General features: G+C 66.1%; 20 protein-coding genes. 9 read left to right on the forward strand and 11 right to left on the reverse strand.

Going from position 1 to position 20,190, the window contains the following annotated elements; all coding sequences use genetic code 11:
• Nucleotides 1-274 precede the first annotated feature (274 nt).
• The 3 genes from C2847_RS05695 (at nucleotide 275) to C2847_RS05705 (ending at nucleotide 3,646) form a co-directional block, all read left to right on the forward strand.
• On the forward strand, nucleotides 275-1,267 hold the full coding sequence (locus C2847_RS05695) for a pyridoxal phosphate-dependent aminotransferase (protein ID WP_105317489.1): 993 nt from the start codon (nucleotides 275-277) through the stop codon (nucleotides 1,265-1,267).
• Nucleotides 1,268-1,344: 77 nt separating this feature from the next.
• On the forward strand, nucleotides 1,345-1,746 hold the full coding sequence (locus C2847_RS05700) for a HEPN domain-containing protein (protein WP_105317490.1): 402 nt from the start codon (nucleotides 1,345-1,347) through the stop codon (nucleotides 1,744-1,746).
• Nucleotides 1,736-3,646 (forward strand): cobyric acid synthase, encoded by a 1,911-nt coding sequence (locus tag C2847_RS05705; protein WP_105317491.1) that lies wholly within the window; start codon nucleotides 1,736-1,738, stop codon nucleotides 3,644-3,646. Before C2847_RS05700 ends, C2847_RS05705 begins: the two co-directional genes overlap by 11 nt.
• Here C2847_RS05705 and cobO read toward each other — a convergent pair.
• From cobO to cobT, 3 genes are all read right to left on the reverse strand, one after another.
• Nucleotides 3,643-4,206 (reverse strand): cob(I)yrinic acid a,c-diamide adenosyltransferase, encoded by a 564-nt coding sequence (cobO, locus tag C2847_RS05710; protein ID WP_105317492.1) that lies wholly within the window; start codon nucleotides 4,204-4,206, stop codon nucleotides 3,643-3,645. The genes C2847_RS05705 and cobO overlap by 4 nt on opposite strands.
• A complete protein-coding gene (locus tag C2847_RS05715) occupies nucleotides 4,185-4,883 on the reverse strand; it encodes an adenosylcobinamide-GDP ribazoletransferase (protein ID WP_105317493.1) in 699 nt (232 codons plus the stop codon). Before C2847_RS05715 ends, cobO begins: the two co-directional genes overlap by 22 nt.
• 38 nt (nucleotides 4,884-4,921) lie before the next feature.
• Nucleotides 4,922-5,935, reverse strand: a complete 1,014-nt coding sequence (gene cobT / locus C2847_RS05720) for a nicotinate-nucleotide--dimethylbenzimidazole phosphoribosyltransferase (RefSeq protein WP_105317514.1) — start codon at nucleotides 5,933-5,935, stop codon at nucleotides 4,922-4,924.
• Between the two features lie 25 nt (nucleotides 5,936-5,960).
• On the opposite strand from cobT, the gene C2847_RS05725 reads away from it, so the two are divergent.
• The 6 genes from C2847_RS05725 (at nucleotide 5,961) to C2847_RS05750 (ending at nucleotide 13,420) form a co-directional block, all read left to right on the forward strand.
• On the forward strand, nucleotides 5,961-6,479 hold the full coding sequence (locus C2847_RS05725; protein ID WP_105317494.1) for a histidine phosphatase family protein: 519 nt from the start codon (nucleotides 5,961-5,963) through the stop codon (nucleotides 6,477-6,479).
• Nucleotides 6,476-7,315: an adenosylcobinamide-phosphate synthase CbiB gene (gene cbiB, locus C2847_RS05730; protein WP_105317495.1), complete on the forward strand. Its 840-nt coding sequence runs from the start codon at nucleotides 6,476-6,478 to the stop codon at nucleotides 7,313-7,315. Before C2847_RS05725 ends, cbiB begins: the two co-directional genes overlap by 4 nt.
• A 286-nt stretch (nucleotides 7,316-7,601) precedes the next feature.
• Nucleotides 7,602-9,275, forward strand: a complete 1,674-nt coding sequence (locus tag C2847_RS05735) for an ABC transporter permease (protein ID WP_105317496.1) — start codon at nucleotides 7,602-7,604, stop codon at nucleotides 9,273-9,275.
• 9 nt (nucleotides 9,276-9,284) lie between these two features.
• Nucleotides 9,285-10,541 carry an ABC transporter ATP-binding protein gene (locus C2847_RS05740; protein WP_105317497.1) on the forward strand — a complete coding sequence of 419 codons (1,257 nt, stop codon included), beginning with the start codon at nucleotides 9,285-9,287 and terminating at the stop codon, nucleotides 10,539-10,541.
• Between the two features lie 57 nt (nucleotides 10,542-10,598).
• Nucleotides 10,599-11,546, forward strand: coding sequence for a tetratricopeptide repeat protein (locus C2847_RS05745; RefSeq protein WP_105317498.1), 948 nt, complete (start codon nucleotides 10,599-10,601; stop codon nucleotides 11,544-11,546).
• Nucleotides 11,543-13,420 carry an APC family permease gene (locus C2847_RS05750; RefSeq protein WP_105317499.1) on the forward strand — a complete coding sequence of 626 codons (1,878 nt, stop codon included), beginning with the start codon at nucleotides 11,543-11,545 and terminating at the stop codon, nucleotides 13,418-13,420. The genes C2847_RS05745 and C2847_RS05750 overlap by 4 nt, the downstream gene beginning before the upstream one ends.
• Here C2847_RS05750 and C2847_RS05755 read toward each other — a convergent pair.
• The 8 genes from C2847_RS05755 to C2847_RS12275 form a co-directional block, all read right to left on the reverse strand.
• Nucleotides 13,417-14,358 (reverse strand): AI-2E family transporter, encoded by a 942-nt coding sequence (locus tag C2847_RS05755; protein ID WP_105317500.1) that lies wholly within the window; start codon nucleotides 14,356-14,358, stop codon nucleotides 13,417-13,419. The two genes, C2847_RS05750 and C2847_RS05755, sit on opposite strands and share 4 nt — an antisense overlap.
• 85 nt (nucleotides 14,359-14,443) lie before the next feature.
• Nucleotides 14,444-14,773: a DUF1634 domain-containing protein gene (locus C2847_RS05760; RefSeq protein ID WP_105317501.1), complete on the reverse strand. Its 330-nt coding sequence runs from the start codon at nucleotides 14,771-14,773 to the stop codon at nucleotides 14,444-14,446.
• Nucleotides 14,770-15,606 carry a sulfite exporter TauE/SafE family protein gene (locus C2847_RS05765; protein WP_105317502.1) on the reverse strand — a complete coding sequence of 279 codons (837 nt, stop codon included), beginning with the start codon at nucleotides 15,604-15,606 and terminating at the stop codon, nucleotides 14,770-14,772. Before C2847_RS05765 ends, C2847_RS05760 begins: the two co-directional genes overlap by 4 nt.
• Before the next feature lie 4 nt (nucleotides 15,607-15,610).
• Nucleotides 15,611-16,204, reverse strand: coding sequence for a QcrA and Rieske domain-containing protein (locus C2847_RS05770; RefSeq protein WP_105317503.1), 594 nt, complete (start codon nucleotides 16,202-16,204; stop codon nucleotides 15,611-15,613).
• A complete protein-coding gene (locus C2847_RS12825) occupies nucleotides 16,205-18,478 on the reverse strand; it encodes a glycoside hydrolase family 15 protein (RefSeq protein ID WP_105317504.1) in 2,274 nt (757 codons plus the stop codon). It abuts the gene before it with no gap.
• Nucleotides 18,478-19,125, reverse strand: a complete 648-nt coding sequence (locus C2847_RS05780; protein WP_105317505.1) for a 6-phosphogluconolactonase — start codon at nucleotides 19,123-19,125, stop codon at nucleotides 18,478-18,480. Before C2847_RS05780 ends, C2847_RS12825 begins: the two co-directional genes overlap by 1 nt.
• Nucleotides 19,103-20,020, reverse strand: coding sequence for an NADP-dependent phosphogluconate dehydrogenase (locus C2847_RS05785; RefSeq protein WP_208619934.1), 918 nt, complete (start codon nucleotides 20,018-20,020; stop codon nucleotides 19,103-19,105). Before C2847_RS05785 ends, C2847_RS05780 begins: the two co-directional genes overlap by 23 nt.
• Nucleotides 20,017-20,169 (reverse strand): hypothetical protein, encoded by a 153-nt coding sequence (locus C2847_RS12275; RefSeq protein ID WP_164835647.1) that lies wholly within the window; start codon nucleotides 20,167-20,169, stop codon nucleotides 20,017-20,019. Before C2847_RS12275 ends, C2847_RS05785 begins: the two co-directional genes overlap by 4 nt.
• Nucleotides 20,170-20,190: the final 21 nt, after the last annotated feature.

Genomic DNA, 20,190 nt, shown 5'->3' on the forward strand with positions numbered 1-20,190 from the left:
GCGCTTCCTTAGCTCCTCGCCATAGGTCTTTGCCAGCCGTGGTCAGCTGCATAGGGGGAACCTCCTTTTAGGGTCGGTTCCCCATCTTTTTATCCCGCTCGGTGTCTCACATGTGTTTGTCCGGGTTCAGACCAGCCCTCAGGGAAATCCCACGCCAGCGGCAAAAGGGGGGCGGGGGTCCGGGGCACGCCATCCGAGCCCCCCACCCGTCCCGCACCCTCGATTTGACCCTAGCCCCCTATGGGGTGAACCGCCCCTACCCTAGCATGGGGGCATGCTGGACGACGTGCTGAAGCCCATCCATGGAGGGCCCGACGGCGGCCCCGAACCCATCTACGACTTCTCCACCAACGCCAACGCCTTGGGGCCCAATCCCGTGGTCCTCCGGTACATCCAGGCCAAGGACCCCAGCCGCTACCCCGATCCCCTCTACCGCAACCTCCGCCGCCTCCTGGCCGAGGCCCACGGGGTCCAGCCGAAACAGGTGGCGGTGGGCACGGGAACCAGCGAGCTCATCCACCGCCTGGTCCGCTGGAACTACCTGCGGGGCCCCCTCCTCCTCCTCAAACCCACCTTCAGCGAGTACGCCCGGGCGGCCCGGGCCCTGGACCTGCCCCTTTGGGAGGTGGAGACCCCGGAGGAATTCCTAAGGCTGTTGCCGAGAAGCTCCCTGGCCTTCCTCTGCGTGCCCAACAACCCCACGGGGGAGGTTTATCCCTTTTTGGAGGAGGCCGCGGCCAGGGCAGGAGGGGCCCTGGTCCTGGACCTGGCCTACTACCCCCTGCTGGAAACCCTCCCTCCCCTCCCCCGGGAGGCCTGGCTCCTCTTCAGCCCCAACAAGGCCCACGGCCTCACAGGGGTACGGGCCGGATACCTGGTGGCCCCTTTGGACCTCAGCCATTTCCAGAACCTGGCCCCTTCCTGGCCGGTTTCCGTGTACGGGGAAGGCCTCTTGGAAGGGCATCTGGACCTCGAGGCGCAGGGCTGGCTGGAAGGGGCCAAACGGGAGCTCCACCGCCTGAGGGGCCTCCTGGCCCAGGGGCTCAGGGAGCTGGGCCTCGCGGTGCGGGAAAGCCCTGCCAACTTCCTCCTGGTCCGGGTGGGCAAGGCCACGGAGGTAGCCAAGGCTCTCCGGGAGCGGGGCATCCGGGTGCGGGACGCCACCAGCTTTGGCCTAGGGGAGTGGCTCAGGCTTTCCGCCCAAAGGGAGGAGGCCATCGAGGCCCTCCTCACGGCCTTGGCCTCGGTTTTGGCCCGAGTATACTGAGGGCGTGGAGGCGCCCGTTGCCTACCTTAAAGAGGCGGTAAAGAGGCTACGGGAGGCTGAGGAGGCCGTGCCCCTCTATGAGCAGAGAAAAGAGGCGGCGTGAGGGGGAGCGCTGGCCCCTCCAGGCCGAGGGCGGCCCAGGGGCTTCCAGGGGGCTCCGGGCCGCGGGCAAGCATGCCCAGGTGGCCTTCATGGCCCAGCAACCAGGGGCAAGGGCGCTAAAGGGCCTTTGGTCCGCCCTGGGCCTGGATCCCCGGGGATATAGCCTTGCCTGGCTCGTCAAGGCCCTGCCTGGGGAAGAGGGAAAAAGGCCTAGGCCACCCCTCCCCTTGGCCCTGGACAAGCCCCACATCCCCACCCGCTGCCCGGATGCCCTCCCCGGGCCGATCCCGAAGGAGGCCTACACCCGGGAGGAGATGGAGAAGGCCCCCGCCCAGACCCACCCCGCGGGAATCCGGGAGGTCTTCCATGCGGGCTAAAGCCCTCATGGTCTGGGGCACGGGGAGCGGGGTAGGGAAAAGCCTCCTCACCGCAGGCCTCCTCCGGCACTTCAAGCGCCTGGGCCTCCAGGTAGCTCCCTTCAAGGCCCAGAACATGTCCAACCACGCCCGGGTGGTGGCAGGGGGCGAGATGGCCAGCGCCCAGTGGCTCCAGGCCCTGGCGGCAGGCGTCCCCCCGGAGCCCCGCATGAACCCGGTCCTCCTAAAGCCCATGGGGGAGCGGTCCTCCCAGGTGGTCCTCCTGGGCCAGGTGAGCCCGGAGCTTTCCCGGCTTTCCTGGAAGGAGCGCCGCCCCCACCTGGAGGGGGTGGTACGGGAGGCCCTGGAGGGGCTTCTCCGGGACCACGACCTGGTGGTGATGGAGGGGGCGGGAAGCCCCGTGGAGCGGAACCTCTGGCCCGACCTCCCCAACCTGAGGGTGGCCGAGTGGGCAGGGGCCAAGGCCCTCTTGGTGGCGGACGTGGACCAGGGGGGCTCCCTGGCAGCCCTCTACGGCACCTGGGCCCTGTTGCAGGACCACCGCCGACGGCTTCTGGGGTTTGTGTTCAACAAGTTCCGGGGAGACCTGGAACTCCTGAAGCCCGCTTATGGGCTTTTACAGGACTGGACCGGGGTCCCGGTCCTCGGAACCCTACCCATGCTGGGGCTGGAGCTTCCCGAGGAGGACGGGTTCCGGCACCGACCCAGGCCGGGCCTGGGCCCCAAGGTGGCGGTGCTCCGTTACCCCCATGCCTCCAACCTGGATGAGTTCTGGCCCCTAAGCGAGCTGGCTCAACTGGTTCACGCCCGCACCCCACAGGAAGCGGAAGGGGCCTGGCTCTTGATCCTTCCCGGAAGCCGCCTGCCCGCCGAGGACCTCCCCTGGCTCAGGGGTTTCCTGCCCCTGATCCAAGCCCACCTGGCCCAGGGGAAGCCGGTCTTGGCCGTCTGTGGAGGAGCAGAGATGCTTTCGGAGGCCATCTTGGACGAGGAAGGGGTGGAAAGAAGGGGCCTCTTCCCAGGCCTTGGTCTCCTGCCCTTCCGGGTGCGGATGGAAAGGAGCAAAACCGTGGAACGTAGGCGCCTTTACCTTCAGGGCCTAACAGGCTTCTGGAGTGGTTTGAATGGCCTCGAGGTGGAGGGGTACGAGATCCACCACGGCCAGGGGCTTCCCCTTTTCCACCAGGAAGGCCCCCTCCTGGCCACCTGGCTCCACGGCCTCATGGAAAACCCCGGGGTGCAAAGGGCCCTCTTCGGCCGGGAGGCCAAGGGGCTGGAGGAGGCCCTGGAGGAGCTGGCCGACGCCTTGGAGGGCCACCTGGACCTGGGGCCCCTCCACCGGGCCCTGGGGCTTGCAGGGAAGGCCCGGCCCCTTCCCTCAGGACGGGAAAGCCCAGACCCCCCTCCTGGCCCCGGCCTCATCCTCCTCCTGGGAGGGGCAAGAAGCGGCAAAAGCCGCTACGCCCAGCGCCTTGCCGGGCCCCTGGCCACCCTCATCGCCACCGCCGAGGCAAAGGACGAGGAGATGGCGGAGAGGATCGCCCGCCATCGGGCCGAGCGCCCCCCCACCTGGGAGACCCTGGAGGAGCCCGTGGACCTGACCAGAGCCCTCTTCCAGGCCCTCCACCCCACGGTGGTGGTGGACTGCCTGACCCTCTGGGTGGCCAACCTGCTGGAAAGGGGCCTGGACCCCCTCGAGGCGGCCAAGGGGTTCCTGAAGGCCATCCCCCAAAGCGGCAAGCGGATCATCGCCGTCTCCAACGAGGTGGGCATGGGCATCGTCCCCGCCCATCCCTTGGCCCGGCGTTACCGGGACCTCCTGGGGGAGGTGAACGCCCTCTTCGCCCAGGAGGCCGAGGAGGTCTACCTCATGGTGGCGGGCCGGGCCCTAAGGCTTTAGTGCTCTATCCCCTTCTGGGCGGGCACGCCCAGGTCAAAGGCGTGCTTCACCTTGCGCATCTCCGTGACGGTGTCCGCCAGGGCCAAGAGGGCCTCCGGGGCACCGCGGCCCGTGACCACCACGTGCACGTGGCGGGGGCGGTCTCCCAAGACCTGCAGGAACTCCTCCAGGGAAACCCAGCCGTAGCGCAGGGGATAGGTGGCTTCATCCAGAACCACCAGGTCCCACTCCCCGGAGAGAAGGGCCGCCCTCGCCCTTTCCCAGCCTTCCCTAGCCAGGGCCGCCGAGCGATCCAGGTCCTGGCTTTTCCAGGTGAACCCATCCCCCAAGCCCTCCACGGGAATCCCCAGGGCAGAAAAGGCCCGGTGTTCCCCGAAGCGGGCCCCTTGGTGCTTGAGGAACTGAAAGATGCGCACCCTAAGCCCCCGGCCGTGGGCCCGTAGGGCCAGGCCGAAGGCGGCGGTGCTCTTGCCCTTCCCGTCCCCCGTGTAGACGAGAAGCAGGCCCCGCCTTTCCCCTTGTGGCTTGGCGTAGGGCTTCACCCGCTTAGGCTCTTCCACAAGGCATAGCCTAACAGGCCCCCGAGCTCCGAAAGGGCGATCATGGCCCCCAACACGTCCCCGTTCACCCCCCCAAGCCTCCGCGCCGCCAGGTGAGCAACCCCCCAGGCCGCCAGGAGGGCCAGGAGGGCGGGCCCCGGGTAGAGGAGGGGAAAGGGCAGGGCCAGGAGGAAGGGTAGAAGCACCGGGCCGCCCCGGATCAGGCCCGCCATCCCTGGATGCAGGAGGGGATAGCGGTTCAGGAAGGGGAGGATGGCGAAGCGGGCGAAACCGGGGAGGAGAAGGAGGAAAAGGGGCTCGCGCACCAGGGCCAAGGCCTGCCAGAGGAGGAGAAGGTAAAGCCCCCCCACCCCAAAGGCAAAGGGACCCAGATGGGGGTCCTTGAGGATGCGAAGCCTTTCCTCCAGGGACCTCGAGGCCAAAAGGGCATCGGCGGCGTCCAAGAGGCCATCCAGGTGCAAAAAGCCTGTGAGGCCCAAAAGGCAGGCGAGCAGCAACGCCGCCAAGAGGCCCTCGGGAAGAGGGAGCAAGGCCAGGAGGAAGAGGGGAAGTCCGAGGGCGTAGCCCGCCACGGGGAAGAAGGCGGTGCTCCGACGGAAGTCCTCTTGAAGGGCCTCCTTGGGGGCCAAGGGAAAGACGGTGAGGAGGGCGAGGGCCAGGCGGAGGGCGCGCCACATGGGCTACCTGCCCCGTCGTGGCTTGCGCCANTGGGCGCCTAAATCCGTTCGGAAACCCCCGCCTCCTCAAAGGTGGCCATGTGCAGGATGCGGGCCGCGGCCCGGAGGAGGGGCATGGCCAGGACCGCCCCCGTCCCCTCCCCCAGGGCCAGGTCCAGGTCCAGTAGGGGCTTCAGGCCCAGGGCCTCGAGGATGGGCCGGTGCCCCGGCTCCCGGGAGAGGTGGCCGGCAAAGAGGTGTTCCCGGATACGGGGCTCCAGCTTCCAGGCCAAAAGGGCCCCCGCGGAGACGGGAAACCCGTCCAGGACCAAGGGAAGCCCGGCCGCATACCCCTCCAGGTACACCCCGGCGATGGCCAAGAGCTCCAGACCCCCCACCTCCGCGGCCACCTCCAAGGGCGCCATGCCCGGGCGTAGGCGGGAGAGGGCCGCAGCCACCGCCTCCCGCTTGCGCCGGAGGCCCTCATCCCCTACCCCCGTGCCCCGGCCCACCACCGCCTCCGGGGGCAGGCCCAAGAGGGCCGCGGTAAGGGCACTGGCCGCGGTGGTGTTGCCGATGCCCATGTCCCCAGCCGCCAGCAAGGTGGCCCCTTGGGCGATGGCCAGGCGGGCCGCTTCCCGACCCGCCTCCAGGGCTTTTTCCGCTTCGCCAAGGGTCATGGCTGCCTCCCGGGCCAGGTTCCCCGTGCCCGGGCGTACCTTGCGCCTTAGGAGCCCGGGGTGGTCGGGGAGCTCCCCCTTGACCCCCACGTCCAGGACGTAGACCCGGCAGTCCGCCACCCCCGCCAACTGGTTGATGGCCGCCCCGCCCCTTAGGAAGTTCAGGACCATCTGGCGGGTAACCTCCTGGGGGTAGGCGGAAACCCCCTCCGCCACCACCCCGTGGTCGGCGGCGGCCACCACCACCGCCCCAGGGCCCAGCTCCGGTTTGACCCTTCCCTGGAGGGCGGCGAGCCGCACCGCCACCTCCTCCAGCCGGCCCAGGGAGCGGGGGGGCTTGGTAAGTCTCTCCATGCGGTTTTGGGCCGCTTGCAAGACCTCCTGGTAGCCCATACGGTAGCAGTTTAAGCTTTGGGCCATGGAACTCTGGTTGGTGCGCCACGGGGAGACCCAGTGGAACCGGGAACATCGGCTTCTGGGCTGGACCGACCTTCCCCTTACCCCCTTAGGGGAAGCCCAGGCCCTGGGGCTAAAGGGGAGGCTTCCTTCCCTTCCCGCCCACAGCTCAGACCTAAAGCGGGTCTTGCAAACGGCCACCTTGGCGGGTTTCCAACCAACCCTGGCCCCCGCTCTGAGGGAGATCCACTTTGGCACCCTGGAGGGTGCCCTGTGGGAAGCGTTGGAGCGTGGGTACCAAGAGGCCCTCCTCCGGTTCCAGGGCTTCAACCCCCCAGGGGGGGAGAGCCTCGAGGCCTTCCAGGAAAGGGTTTTCCGCTTTCTGGAAGGGCTTACCGGCCCCGCCCTTCTCTTTACCCACGGAGGGGTGATCCGGGCCGTGCTCCGGGCCCTGGGGGAGGACGCCCTCCTCCCCCCTGGCAGCGCCGTGATCCTGGACTGGCCCAGGCGGGTTTTGGACCGATTGGAACCAAGCCTGTGAGCCTTCTCCTGGCCCTCCTTTTGGACGCCCTTTTCGGGGAACCCCCGGCCCGGCTCCACCCCGTGGTCCTCATGGGGCGGTACCTCTCCTGGGCCTGGCCCCGGGTGCGGGGCTTGGCATCGGGGGCCTTCTACTGGATCCTGGGGGCCTTCCTCTTCACCCTACCCGCCCTACTTCTAGACCTCCTCCTGAGGCCCCTGGCCTGGGGCTGGGTCTTTCTGGGCCTCCTCCTCAAGCCCCTCTTCAGCCTGCGCATGCTCCTGGAGGAGGTGGCCGCGGTGGAGAGGGCCCTGGGAAAGGACCTGGAGGCAGCCCGGGCCCGGCTATCCCGCATCGTGAGCCGCCCCACGAAAGACCTCTCCCCCGAGGAGGTGCGGGAGGCTGCCTTGGAAAGCCTGGCCGAAAACCTCTCGGATAGCTTCCTGGCTCCCCTCCTCTACTACGCCCTCTTTGGGCTTGCGGGAGCTGCCCTTTACCGCTATGCCAACACCGCCGATGCCATGTGGGGCTACCGGGAACATGGGGCGAGAGGGGCTTTCGCCGCAAGGGCTGACGATCTCTTGAACCTGGTCCCGGCACGGATCACCGGGCTTCTCCTCTCTCCTCCTAGGCTCTGGCCCAAGCTCCTAGTGGAGGCCCGGAAAACCCCTTCCCCCAACGCTGGCTTCCCCATGGCCGCCTTGGCCTTAAGGCTTGGGGTACGCCTGCGCAAACGAGGGGCCTACGCCTTAAACGCACAGGCCCCCTCCCCCACCCCCGAGAGCACACCGAGGGCGTTGTTCCTGGTGGGTTCGCTGGGTTATGGGGTGGGCTTGGCGCTCGGGCTCCTCATATGAGGACCTTAAGGCATACGCTCTGGGAGATCCCCCTCCACCGGGTAGGGATAGATCCCCACCGCCACTTATTACCAGCCTGGAGCCCAAACGGTTCAGCCCAACCCCCGGGCAGGCGGGCCAGCTCCTTGGCCCGCACCCCGGGTCTTAAGGAAAGGAGTATAACGTGGAAGGGCGTCTGCCATGCGCCAAGGGGGTGGAATAGGTGCATAACCCCAACTCAAGCGGACCTCATCCTGCCCCAAGCTCAACCTGACAACCCCTCCCTTATCGGGAAAGGAAAACCTCCATGGCCCTGACCCGGATCCCTGAACGTCCCAACCGCCACGACCTCCTGGCCCTCCTCCTAACCCTGGGCCTCCTGGCCCTTTTCCTCGAGGCTTCCCGGGAAACAGTAGGTCCCTTTCACCCAAATCCCATCTCCCTGGATCCTTTAAAGCTACCGGAATACACCCTGCGAACCGCCTTCCGCATGGGGGTAGCCTTCCTGCTTTCCACGCTCTTCACCCTGGTCTACGCTCCCCTGGCGGCCAAGACCCGGCTGGAGCCCTTCCTCATCTCCCTCTTGGACATCCTGCAATCCGTTCCCATCCTGGGCTTCCTGGCAGCCACGGCAGGGGCCTTCGCCGCCTTGTTCCCCGGACGGGCCCTGGGCTACGAGCTTGCGGCCATCTTCGCCGTCTTCACCTCCCAGGCCTGGAACATGGCCTTCAGCTTCTACCAGTCCCTGAAAACCCTTCCCCGGGAACTGGATGAGGCGGCCACCTTGTTCCGCCTCTCCCCCTGGCAACGCTTCTTCCGCCTGGAGCTCCCCTTTGCCCTGCCGGGCCTGGTCTGGAACGCCATGATGTCCATGTCGGGGGGATGGTTCTTTGTGGTGGCCTCGGAGGCCATCGCCGTGGGCAAGACCCAGGTGCAGCTTCCCGGCATCGGGTCCTACCTGGCCACCGCCATCGCCCAGGGGGATGGTCGGGCGGTGCTTCTCGCTTCCTTGAGCATGCTGGCGGCCATCCTGGCCTACGACCAGCTTCTCTTCCGGCCCCTGGTGGCCTGGAGCCAGCGCTTCAAGTACGAGGAACGGCCCGGAACCGAACCAACAAGAAGCTGGGTTCTGGACCTTCTAAGGCGGACCCACACCCTAAGGGGAATCGCCGAGGCCGCCTTTTCCTGGGCCCTCGAGGCCCTCTTCCAGCTGGAACGGAGGCGCCCTCCGCGCCGCCTTATCCTTCCCCAGTGGGTCCTGGTCCTTCCCCTCCTTCTCCTCGGGGGGATTGGGGCCTTTATCCTTTGGCGCCAGCTCCAGCCCCTGGGATGGCTGGAGGTGGCCCGGGTCTTCCTCCTGGGCTTTTTCACCTTCCTCCGGGTCATGGGGGTACTCCTGTTGGCCACCGCCATCTGGGTGCCCGCGGGCATCCTCCTGGGCCTGAGGCCCCGGGTTGCCCAGCGGGTAGAGGCCCTTCTCCAGCTCCTCGCCGCCTTTCCCGTCAACCTGCTCTATCCCCTTTTGGCCCTTTTCCTCCTCCGCCATCATTTCTCTCTGGAGGTGTTCTCCGCCTTTCTCATGGCCCTCGGGACCCAGTGGTATATCCTCTTCAACGCCGTGGCGGGCAGCATGGCCCTGCCCGAGGACTTGAAGGAAGCGGCCCGAAGCTTTGGCCTTAAAGGCCTAACCCTTTGGAGAAGGCTTCTTCTGCCCGGCACCTTCCCCCATATCCTCACGGGCCTCATTACCGCCAGCGGGGGCACCTGGAACGCCGCCATCGTGGCCGAGGTGGTGCAGTGGGGTTCCCTCACCCTCCAGGCCACCGGCCTTGGCAGTTACATCGCCCGCTGGACCCTAGAGGAAGGGCAAGGACCCCATCTCCTCCTGGGCATAGCCGTGATGAGCCTCTACGTGGTGGCCATCAACCGCTTTGTCTGGCGGCGGTTATACCGCCTGGCCGAGGAAAAGTTCCGCTTCTAGGGGGAAAGTATGCTGCTCAGCGCCAAGGACATCGTCAAGGCCTTCCGGGCAGGGGAACGGGCCTACCCGGTGCTCTTCGGGGTGAACCTGACCCTAAGGGAGGGCGAGGTGGTGGCCCTCCTGGGGCGCTCGGGAGGGGGGAAAAGCACCCTCCTGCGCATCCTGGCGGGCCTCATCCTCCCCGATGCGGGCGAGGTGCGCTTTAAGGGCAAGCGGGTGGAAGGCCCCGTGGAAGGCATGGCCATGGTCTTCCAGACCTTCGCCCTCTTCCCCTGGCTCACGGTGCTGGACAACGTAGCCCTAGGCCTCGAGGCCCGGGGGATACCCAAGAGGGAGCGCCTGGAACGGGCTCGCGAGGCCATCGCCCTCATCGGCCTAAGGGGGTTCGAGGAAGCCTTTCCCAAGGAGCTTTCCGGGGGGATGCGGCAACGGGTGGGCTTCGCCCGGGCCTTGGTGGTGGAACCCGAGGTCCTTCTCCTGGACGAGGCCTTCTCCGCCCTGGACCCCCTCACCGCCGAGGGGCTCAGGGGGGATTTCCTGGACCTTTGGCTTTCAGGGCGGATCTCCACCAAGGCGGTCCTCATGGTCACCCACAACATCGAGGAGGCGGTGGCCTTGGCCGACCGGGCCTTGATCCTCGAGGGGAGTCCAGCCCGCATTGGGAGGGAGATCCGCATCCCTCTTCCCCATCCCAGGGACCCCAGCAACCCCCAGTTCCGCGCCCTGGTAGACCAAATCTATGAGGCCCTAACCCCTCGGGAGGAGGTGGAAAGGCGTCTGGAGGAGGAACTTCTCCGCCTGCCCGATGCCCGAGTGGGTGCCCTCATGAGCCTGGCCGAGGCCATCGCCCGCCTGGGGGGGCGGGCCGACCTTCCCCTTCTGGCGGAGGAGGAAGGCCTCGAGGTGGACGACCTCTTCCCCCTCCTGGAGGCCCTCGAGCTATTGGGGTTTGCCCGGGTGGAAAAGGGGGACGTGGAGCTCACCCCGGCAGGCGTGGCTTGGGCGGAGGCCAGCCTCGAGGAGCGCAAGGTGATGTTCGCCGAACACCTCCTTAGGCGGATACCCCTTTTTGCTCGTCTACACCGGGCCCTTTTGGAGCGTAGAAGGGTTCCTGAAGGATGGGTGCTCAACCGACTAAAGGAACACCTGCCGGAACCGGAGGCCAAAAGGGTTCTCTCGGTACTCCTGGAGTGGGGGCGGTACGCTGGCCTTCTGGCCTACCATGAGGGAAGCCGGATGCTCCACCTGCCCCATCCCTCCAGATAGCCGCACGCCCCCTTGCCTTACCCCAGCAGGCCTGGGTTGGGTGTATATTCCTTTATCGTGGTCCCTTGGGTTTTAGCCTTTGTCCTGATCCTATCCCCCACCGCCTTGGCCTTTCCCCTGGAGAGCCCGGCTTTCCAGCGACTCGTAAAGGACTCCTACGACCAGGTTCCCGGAGCCCCTTCCTTTCTGGATTGGTTGAAGTCCGCCTACCGTAAGGGTTCTGCCAGCTCCTCCCCTGGGGGCTACCCTGGGGATCTGGAGGAGGCCCTCCGCCACCTCTCCCACCGCCCTCCCGTAGAAGCCGCCACCTGGGCCTTCCAGGTGGTGAAACGTCTACTGCCCCGGTTCAGCCTGGAGGAAGGCTACGAGTTCGCCTATGCCACCTTGAAAGGGGAACGGCAGTGCCTGCTCCAGGCCACCTTGGTCCAAGGTCTCTTGGAGAGCATGGGTTTTTCCGCTGGCATCTACATGGTGTGGAAAAACCCTGAGGGCCAGGAGAGCAACCTAGGCCACGCCGTGGCCGTGCTACGGCTTAAGGGGAAGGACTACCTGGTGGATCCCTCGGAACCCACTCCTTTCCCCCGGCACTTGGGGGTCTTCCTCAACACCAAGGAGGGGTACCGGTTTGCCGAACCCATCTACGCCCGGGATGGAGCCATTGTGGCCTACCGCATCCACGGAAGAAGGTGGCTTCCCGATGAGGTTGGGCCTCTGCCCTACGCTTTCGTCCGGAGCCAGTTCTATTACTACCGGGGCGAGCAGGCTCGAGGAGGGGTTCTTAAGCCCCCGAGGACTCCCACAGGCCTCGCCCGCTCCGAGGCTATGCTGAGGAAGGCCGTGGCCCTGGATCCCCAGAATCCTCTTGCCCGGTACCTCCTTGGGCTTACCCTAGCAAAGGAGGGAAGGGGGATGGAGGCCAAGCCCCTACTCCTCGAGGCCCATGCCCTCTACCGAGCCTATGGCCACGTACCCCGTAGCGTGGCCGCTATCCTTAAGGGTCTATGAAACCCCCTGCTTCTCCCCCCGGTTCAGGGCACCCGGAAGACGAGGGGCGCTACCCTTGGTGGAAAGTTCTCTGCCTCACAGGGGTTGACCTCTTCTCCTCCCTGGGCTACCAGCCGGGGATCGCCCTCTTGGCCGCGGGGCTCCTGTCCCCTTTGGCCAACCTGGCCCTGGTCCTCTTCGCCTTCCTGGCGGTCTACCCCGTCTACCGCCGGGTAGCAGAGGAAAGCCCACACGGTGAGGGATCCATCGGGCTCCTCACCCGGTTGATCCCCGGCTGGCGGGGCAAGGTCTTGGTTTTGGTGGTCCTGGGCTTCATGGCCACGGACTTCATGATCACCATCACCCTCTCCGCTGCCGACGCCGCCGTTCACTTCCTAGGCAACCCCCTGGCTCCCTCCTGGCTTCAGGGACACCAGGTGGGCCTCACCCTTCTGCTTATTGGCCTCCTGGGCTTCGTCTTCTACCTGGGGTTCCGGGAGGCCATCGGCCTGGCGGTACCCATCACCCTGGGGTATCTCTTCCTTAACGGAGTAGTTCTCCTCTCCGCCCTGCCCCACGTACGCCCGGAGCACCTGGAGGACTGGTGGCGGAAGCTCCTTTCCAGCCAGCCCGACCCCCTAGGCCTGGTGCTGGCCACAGCCCTAGCCTTCCCCAAGCTGGCCCTGGGGCTTTCCGGTTACGAAACCGGGGTAGCCGTCATGCCCTTGATCCAGGGTCTGCCCGGGGATACCCCGGAGCGCCCCTGGGGCCGCATCCGGGGAACATACCGCCTCCTCTTCGCCGCAGCCCTCGTCATGGGTATCTTCCTCTTAGGGGCGGGCTTCGCCACCACCCTCCTCATCCCCCAGGAGCTGTGGGGCAGCGAGGAGGTTTCCGGCAGGGCCATAAGCTTGCTGGCCCACCGCTACCTGGGGGAGGACTTCGGCACCCTTTACGACCTCTTTTCCATCGTCATCCTCTGGTTCGCTGGGGCCAGCGCCATGGCGGGCCTCCTCACCATCGTCCCCCGCTACCTTCCCCGCTTTGGCATGGCCCCGGAATGGGCTAGGAAACAACGTCCCATGGTCCTTTTCTTCACCGGGGTGGCCTTTGCCCTCACCCTCCTTTTCCAGGCCCGGGTAGAGGCCCAGGCAGCTGCCTACGCCACCGGCGTGCTGGTGGTCATGACCTCCGCTGCCCTTTCGGCAGCCCTGCTGGCGGAGCAGGAGAAACGTCCCGAAAGCGGGTACTACCGCCTCCTCCTCCCCCTCTTCGCCTACGTGCTTCTGGCCAACGTCCTGGAGCGACCAGATGGGGTGAAGATCGCCTCCTTTTTCATTGCGGCCACCCTGATCATCTCCCTGCTCTCCCGGACCCTGCGGGCGTTTGAACTCAGGGTGGAGGGCTTCCAGCTGGACGAGATGGCCGAGCAATTTGTGTCCCAGCTTAAGGCGCAGGAAGCCCCCATCCGTCTGGTGGCCCACCGGCCGGAGCGAGGAGGCTGGGGGGTGTACTGGGAGAAGGAGCGCCGCATCCGCGAGGCCACCCACATCCCGGTGGGGGATCCCATTTACTTCGTGGAGGTCTTCGTGCAGGATCCTTCGGAGTTCACCGCCCAAGCCCGGGTCTGGGGGGTGGACCGCTCCGAGGCCCGCATCTTCCGCATCCTGGGTACAGCGGCACCCAATACCCTGGCTGCTTTTTTGCTCTACCTGAGAAACCGCACCGGCCGACGGCCCCACATTTACTTCGAGTGGTCGGACGAGGGACCCCTGCAGGCTGCCTTAGACTTCCTCCTTTTCGGGGAAGGAGATGTACCCACCCTTACCCATGAGATCCTGCGCCGCACCGAACCCGATCGGAGCCAGCGCCCCTTCGTGCACGTGGGGGGCTAGCGCCGCCAGTGCTTCAGGATTCCCGCCCCCAGGATGGTCATGGGTACCGCCAGGAATATACCCAGAAAACCGAAGAGCTTGCCGAAGGCGAAGATGGCGAGGAGCACCAGGGCGGGATGAAAGCCCACGGTGCGCCCGTAGATATAGGGAATGAGGACCTTTCCCTCCAAAAGGGCGATAACCCCATAGCCCGTAAGCACAAGGAGCGCCGCCAAAGGGCCCTTGGCCGAAAGGGCCACCAATGCCGCCAGGGAAGCGGTGGCGATCCCGCCCACAAAGGGCACCACCTCCAAGACCCCGCCCAGCACTCCCAGGGCGAAGGGGCTGGGAACGCCAAGGATGAAAAGCCATCCCCCAAAGAGGAGAGCAAAGGAGAGGGCGATGAGGAACTGAGCCCGAGCCCAGTAGCCCATGCGCTTCCAGGTATCCTCCAGCACCTCGGTCCAGCCGCTCCCGGGAAGGTACGGTGCCGCCCGGGCCACCAAGTGGGGCTCGAGGGCGATCATCACTGCAAGAACCAGGGCCAAAACCATCTCGGAAACCGTCTCCCCTACCCTGAGGAGAAGATCCCCGGCCACGTGGGCGGAGGAAGCCAGGGAGGAGGCCAGGTTAGGGAGGGAAAGGGCTAGGTTAGCCTGAAGCCACTTGAGGACCATGGGTAAGAGTTCCCCCAGGTGGTGGAACTGCAGGATCAGGAGGGGTGCAGCCAGGTAAAACCCCAGGCCCATCACCCCCAGGATCATGAGGTAGGCCAGGAAAACGGCAGAGGGTCGGGGAAACCTGCGGGCAAAAAGCCCCACCAAGGGATCCAAGGCAGCAGCCAGGGTAAAGGCGAGGAAGACCCAGAGCAAAAGGTTGTAGAGGCGGCCGAGGGCCCAAAGAGCCAGCAGGAAAAGGGCCAGGCTTAAGAACCAGCGGCGGACAGGTGGCGTTTCCATAGGCAACAACCCCCCTTATGCTAGAGCCTGGCACCTCCGGAACAAAGGGCCGACCACCCTATCCCAACCCTCGTCCCAACGGGGGTTAAAGGTAGCCCAAAAGGCTTCCCAAAAGCACCAGGAGCACCCAAAAGGTGATGAGAGCAAAAGTCCAATCCCGCTCCTCCAGGTAAAGGCCCAAGGCCAGGGCCACTCGGGCCACGGGGGTCAGGATAAGGAGTAACAAACCAAGCTGCAGGAAGCCTAGAGGATCCAGAGAAGGAGGCCAGATGGACCAAGGGCCCGACGAGGCCACCCCTGCCGGGGTTCCCCCGTGGGCTGCCAGGTAGCCCAGCCCGCCGAGAAAGACCAGAAGGGCGGAAAGCAGAACCCCTACGCGCAGGGTCCATGATATCCAGAGGTCCATGCGCCTCATCCGCCCACCCCCTGGACCACCATCTGCACCCCCAAGAAGGCGATCACCAGGGCGAAGATCAACCGGAGCCTAGGGGTGGGGCTTCTCGGCAGGATCTTAGCCCCCAGGAAAGCCCCAAGGAGGACTCCTAGTATTACCGGGAAGCTGATTACCGGGTCAATGTAGCCTTGCCGGAGGTAGATGCCGGCGCTGGCGGCGGCCGTGACCCCGATCATGAAGTTGGAAGTGGTAGTGGAAACCTTATAAGGAAGCCCCATAACCCGGTCCATGGCCAACACCTTGACGGCCCCCGACCCGATGCCAAGAAGTCCGGAGAGAACCCCCGCCAACCCCATAAGGCCCAGGCCCGCCAACAGGCGGCGCACCCCATAGGCCCGCTCCCCCTCAGGGCTGGGAAAGCCTCCTTCCAATCGCAACCTTTTCGCCAGGGGATCCGAGACCTTGGGATCTATGGGCTGGTCCTCGAGGCGACCTTGGTAGCTTAAGTAGGCGGAGTGAAGTAAGACGAGGCCAAACACCAGGGCCACAAGCCGTTTGGGCAGGACACCGAGTAGGCCTGCACCCAAGAGGGCCCCAAGGGTGGTGGCTAGCTCCAAGAACATACCCAGCCGGAGATTGGTGTACCCTTCCCGTACATAGGCAGCAGCAGCCCCACTGCTGGTGGCGATCACCGACACCAAGGAAGCCCCCAAAGCGTGGTGCAGGTCTACCCGGAAGACCAGCACCAAAAGGGGCACCAACACCACCCCTCCCCCCAAGCCCGTGAGTGCCCCCAGAAACCCCGCCAGGGTACTGCCCAGGAAAACCCCCAGGCTGAACTCCCAAACGTTCATTCCTCTAAACTACTCCCACCGGCCCCGTGAAGGGACCCGCTACCACCAAAACCCCACCCTCTTGGCGCACCGGCAACAAGGGAAGCGGCCTCGGAGGCGGGCCCGCCACCACCCGATCCTGGGCCAGATCGTACTCCCCGCCATGGCAGGGGCATTGGGCTAACTGCTTCTGGGGATGCCACAGGCTCACGATGCAACCCAGGTGGGTGCAAACCGCGGAATAGACCGCCACGCCCCCTACGGCATGCTGCCGCACTTCGGGAACCAGGGATGCAGGGTCCAGGCGCACCACCAGGAGAGTGCTTTTGGCATCCCCGTTTCGGACGACCCTGGTCTTGGGATCCATGGGGTAGGCCAGAACGAAGGGCCCACCCAAGGGAAGCCTCCTGGGGTCAATGGGAGTTCCCTCTTTGTGACCTGTTGCGTAGACCAGGATGTCCCCTACCTGAGGCGGAAGCTTATCGGGGGTCTGCGAAGGTTTGGGAATGAGGTCTTTGGCCACCAAGAGTGCCGAGAGTGTGGCGAAACCCATGCTGGTGCCTATCAGGGTCAGGATCAAGCGCCGCTCACGCCTTAGTGTGGGATCCTCCCGTTCCATCTAACCCCTCCGCACTTGGTAGTCCCTTCCTTCCCAACGGTTCTCGTCCGGGTAAAAGAAGGTGAAGTTTACCTCGGAATGATCCTCGAGGTCCAAAAGAACCCCGTAGAGCCCAAACGGCAGAGGTTCCGCCTCTACATCCTCAGGATCCTTCCATCCCTCCCAGCCCAAGTGGAGCCGGAAAGGCTTGCGGCACTCCACCAGAAGGCGTTCCGTGGGGGAAAGGCGAAGAACGGGGACCTCCCGCCGCCAATGGCGCACCTGCGGCAGTGACCCCCGCTCGTAGCGCTCCATCACCCGTCCTAGGCGCTCCACGGGACCGGTCCGTTGGTGATAGGCCGTGTAGAGCTTCAAGTACTCCGCATGGGCCCAAAGAAGAGGTTGGGCGCTACCGGTAGGGCGGCCCGGAAGAAGCCCCTTTTCCGGGATAGGATCCGCATCCCATACCTGCTCAGGGATGAGCCTACCACGCCCGGTCCCCCGGGCCATGCTTCGGAGGTAGGGAAGGGGGTCCTCCCCTGCCAGCAGGGCGTAGATGCCCCGTTCCCCGGTGAGGAGGGGCCAGGCCCGGCCCTGGCCAGTGCCGTCAAAGGCGCTTCCATCCCCATGCTCCCCGTATCCATCCTCCGGGTAGCGACGGTAGAAAATGCCGGTGGGAAGATCCACCCGAAGGTGCCTGTCCACCAGGGCCAGGGTAGAAACGATGCGAGGGTCTTGGGGACGTCGCAGGCCCAGGCGCACCAGCCACAAAAACTCCAGGCCCAGAAGCTCCGCCACATCCACGGCCACACCAGCTCGGTTGGCCACCTGAACCCGACCCCTAGGACCCAGAGGACCCGAAGGGGATAAGCGAACATAATGGCCCTCCACACCTACCGCCCGGTCCAGCCCCGAACCCTTCACGTAGCACCATTCCTCAATGCGCGCATTCCAACAGTCCGCAAGGGAAAGCGCATACTCCGCCTCCTCCCCCTGCAAAAAGCCATATAAGGTAGCCCCAGACAGGGCGGCAACGCTTACGGCCAAGGTAAAGGGGGAAAGGCCAGGGCTTTCCTCCCAGCGGTCCTGGGGGCTCACCGGACCCTCCCGGGCCAGAAAGCCCACTGCCCGCCGCACCATTTCCCGGATGGCCCCGTTTTGGGGGCCCAGACCTCCCAGCTCCTTGAGCCGAAGGGCCAAGAGGATAGGCAAGGCAGCCTCGTCCAGTTGCAAGCCCTGCCAGTAGGGCCGCCCATCCGGATAGAGGTTCTGGGACCAGTGGCCGTCCGGGGCCTGGGTGGCGGCCAGGTAGGCCAGGACCGTTCGGGCCTCCTCGTGGGCCTCCAAGGCCAGGTAGGTGAAGGCCGCCTCCACCTGGTCCCGGGTCCAGACCAGGTGATACCCTCCGGGGTCATCCCGGGTGTTGCCCCAGGGAACAGAGAGGCTGGCCACCATGGCTCCGGGGAAGGTGCGGTCCTCGTGCACCTTGAGGACGTGATAGGAGATGTAAGCCTCCCGCTGGAGCTCAGGCTCCCCCTTGGGTAGCTCAGGGCGGAAGGCCTGCCAGGCCTCCCGTGCCCTCCTCAAAACCTCCTCTAACCCCTCCACCAGGGCAGCCTTGGCCAGGGTCTTGGCCCCCTCGGGGGTTGGGGAAAAGGCCAGGGCCAGCACCCCCTTGGGGGCCAGGAGTTCTCCCATGAGGGCTACGTTGCCCTCCTCGGCCTGGGCGAAGGTCCATGTCATGGCGCCGTTTCGGGCGAAGTCCTGCCAGCCATCGGAAAAGCCCACATACCCCGCGCTTCCCCGGGCGAAGGGTCCCAGGAGGGCCAGAGCTTCCCCCTGCTTGGCCGCCAGGAGGGCCCCCTCCTCTACCCAGGCCGTATTGCCCCACCCCGATCCCCCCAGGTGAGGAGCCAAGAGGGGGTAGAGGCGCAGACCCTTCCCCTCCAACCGGTAGCCGATGAGGAGGACGTCCCTGTCAGGGTCGGGGACGAAGTCCAGGGTGAGGCTATATCCCTCCCCCTCGTGGACCACTCGCACCTCAGGGAGGAGAGGCTCAGCCAGGAGCCGGTAGCGGTTTGCCCGCTTCACTTCAAGCCAAAAACCGGGCCCAGCCACCAGAAACCCTAGATCGCGGACCTGGGGGCGGCCGGTGGCCGGCCAGAAGACCTCGTTGAGGATGCCGTGCCCCAGGGTATACCAGAGGCGGCTGCGCCCCAGGGCAGTGCCCACCCAGTCCTTGGCGCTGGAGGCCCAGGTGGGGGGTATGCCTGGCTTACCAAAGGCTTGTTGCATCAGTCCACCTCCTGATCGGTGTAGACGAAGGCCCCCTGAACCTCCTGGGCCACCCTAAGGGGGGGGAGGTCCTCCCCACGGAAGAGGCGCCGTAAGGCCTGCCGCTTGTGCTCCCCCAGAGCCAGGAACAGGGTCTGGCGGGTGCCGCGGAAGGCCTTGGGGGTAAGGGTGAGGCGCAAGCAAGCCGGCTTGGGACCATGGACCACCTCCACCAGGTGGCTCGAGACCAGAACAGGGCTCCCAGGAAAAAGGCTTGCGGTGTGCCCATCCTCCCCGATACCTAAAAGGGCAAGGTCCAGGGGTAGGAGGGTCAGGAGGCGGCTTTCCATCCACTCCTGGGCAGCCATAGGGGGGAGGTCCAGGGGAAAGGGAAGGAGATGCTGGGCCAAAGGCCCCAGGGCCTGGCCCACGGCAAAGAGGTTGGTCCCAGGATCATCGGGGGAGAGCCAACGCTCATCGGAAAGGAGAAGGACCCCGTGGAACTCTACCCCCCGCCCGGCCAGGGCCCGGTAGAGGGGCAAAGGAGTCTTCCCCCCAGCAAGGACCCCGGTGCGGGCCCGGGGAAGACCCTCCAGAAGCCAGGCCAGGGCCTCTTCCAAGGCAGCCTCCGGGGTGGGAAACGTCCTAAAGCGAAGGTTCCCCCCCATGGTCCTCCTCAGAAGGATTCACCGGGTGGCCCCCGAAGGCCTTGCGCAGGAGGGCCTGGAGGCGGTAGCCGAGGCTGGCCTTGCCCTGGCTCTCCCAACGGGCGAAGAGGGCCTGGGCCATGGCGGGCAAGGGCACCCCCCGCTTGAGCCCCTCCTCCAGGGCCCAGCGCCCCTCCCCGGTGTCCTCCACCACCGGGGCCACGGCAAGCTCCCCCTCGAGGACCTCCGCCAGGCGGTCCAGGAGGAAGCCCCGCACGATGGTCCCCCCCCGCCAGGCGGCCACCACTGCCTTGGGGTCCAGGCCCAGGTCTTCCTGGGCGGCATAGAGGAGGTGGGCCCCCTCGGTGTAGGCTTCCATAAGGGCGTACTCGATGCCGTTATGGACCATCTTGGCGTAGTGCCCGGCCCCCGGGCCTCCCGCGTGAACCCAACCGCCTTCGGGGGCCAAGGCGCCGAGATAGGGCTGGATACGGGCCACTAGGAAAGCCTCACCCCCTACCATGATCCCGTACCCCTCCCGTTCCCCGAAGAGGCCCCCGGACACACCCACGTCCAAGAAGCCCACCCCGCGCGCCCCCAGGAGCTGGCCCCGGCGCTGGCTTTCCCGGTAAAAGGAGTTGCCCCCGTCCACCACCAGGTCCCCGGGGGCCAGGCTAGGGAGAAGGATCTCCAGAAGGCCATCCACCGCCTCTGCAGGCACCATGAGCCAGAGGGCGCGGGGGGTGGGGAGGTCCACCAAGAGGGCCTCAAGGTCCTCCGCCGTCCGCAGGCCCGTGGCCTCGGCCCGCGCCCGGGCCCCCGGGTCCTGGTCGTAGCCCAGGACCTCCAGCCCCGCCGCCCGCCAACGTTTGGCCATGCCTAGGCCCATGCGGCCCAGGCCCACCAGTCCCATCATGGTTTCCCTCCCAGTTCCAGCCAGCGGTGACCGGGCAGGAGGAGGCGCTCCTGGCCCCCAGGGCCTTGGCTCCCCTGGGGGTAGGCCTCGGGCCGTCCCCGGCGCCAAGCCTGGAGTACCGGCTCCACCACCCGCCAGGCCTCCTCCACCTCCACCTCCGAGGGAAAGTG

Origin of the sequence: Thermus tenuipuniceus, from assembly GCF_002964845.1 — a bacterium.
GTDB classification, from domain to species: domain Bacteria; phylum Deinococcota; class Deinococci; order Deinococcales; family Thermaceae; genus Thermus; species Thermus tenuipuniceus.